The organism is Aeromonas sp. HMWF015 (assembly GCF_963878965.1).
Lineage (GTDB): Bacteria > Pseudomonadota > Gammaproteobacteria > Enterobacterales > Aeromonadaceae > Aeromonas > Aeromonas veronii.
This window is the reverse complement of sequence record NZ_CAWNZT010000032.1, coordinates 1-3806: the sequence shown is the minus strand read 5'-3', so window position 1 is coordinate 3806 and position 3806 is coordinate 1. Positions and strand designations below refer to the sequence as shown.

The 3806-nt window shown below is 60.0% G+C and carries 5 protein-coding genes; all 5 read right to left on the bottom strand.

The features are described from left to right. Nucleotides 1-1167: primase-helicase zinc-binding domain-containing protein (locus tag AACS18_RS01475; protein ID WP_146184832.1), on the bottom strand; the 1167-nt coding region annotated here is incomplete at its 3' end. Beyond that, nucleotides 1164-1415, bottom strand: coding sequence for a hypothetical protein (locus tag AACS18_RS01470; RefSeq protein WP_043851642.1), 252 nt, complete (start codon nt 1413-1415; stop codon nt 1164-1166). The genes AACS18_RS01475 and AACS18_RS01470, both read right to left, overlap by 4 nt. Beyond that, nucleotides 1412-1579 carry a host cell division inhibitor Icd-like protein gene (locus AACS18_RS01465; protein ID WP_236663931.1) on the bottom strand — a complete coding sequence of 56 codons (168 nt, stop codon included), beginning with the start codon at nt 1577-1579 and terminating at the stop codon, nt 1412-1414. The genes AACS18_RS01470 and AACS18_RS01465 overlap by 4 nt, the downstream gene beginning before the upstream one ends. A 387-nt stretch (nt 1580-1966) precedes the next feature. Beyond that, nucleotides 1967-2680, bottom strand: a complete 714-nt coding sequence (locus AACS18_RS01460; protein ID WP_108613517.1) for a hypothetical protein — start codon at nt 2678-2680, stop codon at nt 1967-1969. Between the two features lie 4 nt (nt 2681-2684). Continuing rightward, the gene (locus AACS18_RS01455) at nt 2685-3650 is read right to left on the bottom strand and encodes a P2 family phage major capsid protein (protein WP_108613516.1); all 966 of its coding nucleotides are present in this window, start codon (nt 3648-3650) and stop codon (nt 2685-2687) included. Between the last annotated feature and the right edge of the window lie 156 nt (nt 3651-3806).

The following is a 3806-nucleotide window of genomic DNA, read 5'->3' as shown; positions in this document are numbered from 1 at the left end:
GCCAAAGCCTTGGCCCTGCTCGGTGTGGGTGATCGCCCTGACATGTAGTGGGGAACTGATAGGCACCGGCACCCGTTCGGCCTCCTCCCCCTTGCCGCGCCACTCCATGGCAAAGAGGCGATCTTTCCCCATGCTGTAGCTGTCGGGGAGCTCTGACGACTCGGGGGTTTGTTCTGCTGGGGTCTTGGTATCTGCGAATGAGGTCATGATCGCCTTCTTGGTATCGAGCAGCCCATGGGCCTGGTGGTAGTCGTTCCAGTCACCGGCTTCATCAGGAAGGCAGATCAGCCCCCCTATCGCTGTTGCTGCTTCTTGGGCTTTGGCTTGGCCAGGGTTGCCATCAATATGGGCGTCGTTGTCACCGGCAATCAGGATCGGCTCTGCCCCTTCTCGGCGCTTGGCTATCTCCGCCACGGCTAGCAGATTGCTTGCATCCATGGCGCAATAGACGGTTGCCCCTGTCGCCAAATGGACAGAGACACCCGTTGCGTAGCCTTCACAGATTGCCACCCGTAACCCGCCGGTTAACCGGTGAAATGCCCCTGCTTTCTGGCCGCCGGCCAAATAGCGCTTCTCGCCCTGGGGATCGATGAGCTGGACGTTAACCAGCTGATCATGTTCATCCGTGAGAGGGATAACCAGGGACCCCTGGGGGAAGTTGTGCAGCGCTTCTCGGATCAGGGTCTGATTGGTATCTGCCAGCCAGTCGGGCAAGTGCTTGAGGGAGAGATAGGGGCTACGGCCCTTAACGCAATCCCCCATGATTGAGGCGGCCCTGGTGCAGGCTTTGCGCTTGGCTTTCTCTTCATCCTGTCTGGCTTTGGCTGCTACCTGCTCAGCGTTCTGTCGGCGGGCGGCTACCTCGTTTGCATCGAGACCGTCTGGGGATAACCCGAGCAAGGTGGCCACCTCTTGGGCGGCCTCCTTGGTGCTCTTGTGGGTGGCCTTGGCCAGAAGGGTTAAGCCATCACCGGCGCCGCACTGGGAACAAATCCAGGTGCCCCGCCCCTCCTTGTCGTCTAGCCGAAACCGGTCTTTGCCACCGCAGGCGGGGCATGGGCCATGCTGGCCACGCTTGGGAAGTGATAGGCCAAGTTCAGCCAGGATAAAGGGCCATTGCCCACGGGCTGCCAGGGAGACATCAGAGACAATACGAATAGAGGTCATGACTCACCTCCAGGCAGCCGATCATTCAGCTCGCTGATCCGGCAAGAGTTGGTGTCTATGTCTTTCGCCAGTGCCTTGAGCAGGCCAGAAAGGCCATAGGTAAACTCTTCATGGTCGATGCGGCTCTTACGCTCCCAATCCACGCTGGCGGACAACAAATGGGAAAGGGTATGAAGGGCACACACTGACGTATCCAGTTCAGCGGTAACGCGGGTAAGCTCTTTTGAAGGGGTTTGGTGGGTGTTCATGCTTGCCCCCTTTTCGCATTGGGAATACGGGCAACAAACACGAGTGGCAAGCCAGGCAGATTGGCGCGAGCTTGGGCTTCGGTATCAGCGACGGCAGAAATGGTGCGTATACGGTGAAGGTCAGAGACCTTGCCATGGGTGGCGATCAGGAAGGTGAAAATCATTTGGGTTATCCCTACGTGAAGTTGACGCAGGGCGGATCGGGTAGCCGCAAGACAGTGCTCACGTAGGCAGGCACAGTGGGGGCGTTTTCTTTGGCTCCCGACCCATGCCCCCAAAACAGGATAGATCTCCGGCAAGAGGCCAGAAATGGGGGAAAGGGATACAAATTTTCCTACGTGAGTCGCCGCTTGCGGGTGTCTAATCCGCCAGCCGTACCAAGGGGTGTCTAGGCCCTTGGTGATTGGAAGGCTATCCGAATTGATCTGTGGATGCAACTCTTGCTGGGGATCAGGGGCTTTGCTATGGTGCATGGGCTTGCTCCTCTGGATTTGGGGGTGGGGTAAGCAAATAGGGAGCCCTGGCAGGCTCCCTTTTGTTTTTCTGGGCGGTTACTCCTCCAACTCCCGTTGCAGGCATTGGCGTTTGCCTGGACTGTCACACAGGGCCAGCAGATCGGCACACTGGGGACGGGTTGAGGTGAGCAACGCCTGACGGGCGGCGGGGCTGTCGCCCTCCAGCACCACCTGCTCGCCGTTCATTGCCTCCTTGAGGGCCGAACCCAATTCGTTCAGCGCCCAGCGGCGCGCACCTTCCATCCCGATGATGCAGCCCTTGGCGCGGGTGAGGGCCGCCAGTTCGGCCAGCTGCTGCTTGAGGTTGGGCAAGATGGCGGGAGCCAGCTTGTGGTCGAGGTAGCTTTCATAACATCCGGCGACCATGCTCTGGGCACTGTTCACCGCCAGCTGGGTCTGATAGAGCGGCAACGCCAAACGCTTCTCCTGACACTCCGACAAGCTGGCTGCCGCCTTGGCATCCTCCAGCAGCTCGGTCAACTCGCGGTACTCCTGCGCCGCCTCCAGCGACACCACCCCGCCCATCAGCTGGTTAATCCGCCCTTGGCGCAGCTCCTCGCGGCGCGCCTTGGCGGACGGGATTTGCGCCATCAGGTTTTTGCGCTGCTCGCGCAAGGTCAATATCTCTTGGTCGAGTTCCATCAGCTTGCTGTGCTCGCTTTGAAACAGGGCCACATGTTCATCCAGGCGACTGGCACGAGTGACAGCGGGGGCAGTCGGCACAGCCTGCAAGGTGGGGGTCTGTTGCATGGGGTTACTCCTCGGTTGCAAGGGTGATGGCATCAAAAGCGGCGTAGGCGGTTGGCTCGCCCAAGGCGTAGGTCTGGGCGCGGTTGTAGCGAATGCCCCAGCTGGCCAAGTCGTCAACATCGCCCGCAGTCAGGCGGTGGGTATGGTTGACGGTGAGCACCTGCAGGTTCTCGACCAGCGTGATGGCCAGATAGGTGCCTGGCATATGCTGGTGCGAGACAAAACCCAAATCCGCAATCTTCATGCGCTGGGTTTTATCCCGTACCTGTCCGGCCTTGAGGTGGGCTTTCTGGTGAGCGCGCAGCAGGTCACCACCGACCATCACCACCAAGCGCGGGTCTTGGCGGTACGACTCGGGCAACTTCTCAATCAGGGCATACACCATGCTGTCGAGATCGGCGAAATCGCCCTTGCCGCTTGTGGAGAAGGTGACTGCATCGCGCAGCACCCGCAGCCCCTCGGGGTCAGCCGCCTTGGCCAAGGCGGGCCAGCCCACCATCACATCCTCCCCGTTGGGGTTGGCGACAGGGTCGGTATTGACGGCGGCAGACTTGCCATGGAAACCGACCCGTATCAGGTCATCACCAAAGGCAGCCAAGGCCAGCTCTTCGAGCAGGTTGTTGGCTTGGCGCTGGTCGAGCCCTTCCAGCATCTGGGCCAGCTGTTGCCACGTCCAGATAACGCTGCTGTCCATCTCTTCGTACTGGTGAGCCCGCTTGCTCGGCTTGGCCGGAACTATGAAACGCGCTTGCGCCTTGCGGCCACTGCGCAGGGTCGGCTTGAGCGGGTCAAAGCGCGGGGCGTGCGGGTCATCCACCCCCAAGATAGAAACCATCCACAGGAACGGGACAGCCTGCAAAATGGCCGCCGTCAGGGCCATACTAGTGGCGTTGTCAAGGTTGCCGAAAGTGGGTTGCGGCGCGGGGGCAAAGCTCATGCGCACATCGCGCAGCAGGTCAGATAAGGTCATCAGAAAGGCTCCTTAGTATAGGCGTTAAGTGTTGGCAGAGTCGGGTTTATCACGGCGGTCATCAGTGGGCGGGTCTGGCTGGCATGGCATCATGCGTGCGAGCTTGTTGTTGATGCGTTCGATGTCCGACAGCAAGGTTTCCAGCTTCTTGAACAT

What these genes read in the sequence shown, in the direction of transcription:
- AACS18_RS01470 (WP_043851642.1), bottom strand. Translation starts at nt 1,415, where the DNA reads ATGAACACCCACCAAACCCCTTCAAAAGAGCTTACCCGCGTTACCGCT.
- AACS18_RS01465 (WP_236663931.1), bottom strand. Translation starts at nt 1,579, where the DNA reads ATGATTTTCACCTTCCTGATCGCCACCCATGGCAAGGTCTCTGACCTT.
- AACS18_RS01460 (WP_108613517.1), bottom strand. Translation starts at nt 2,680, where the DNA reads ATGCAACAGACCCCCACCTTGCAGGCTGTGCCGACTGCCCCCGCTGTC.
- AACS18_RS01455 (WP_108613516.1), bottom strand. Translation starts at nt 3,650, where the DNA reads ATGACCTTATCTGACCTGCTGCGCGATGTGCGCATGAGCTTTGCCCCC.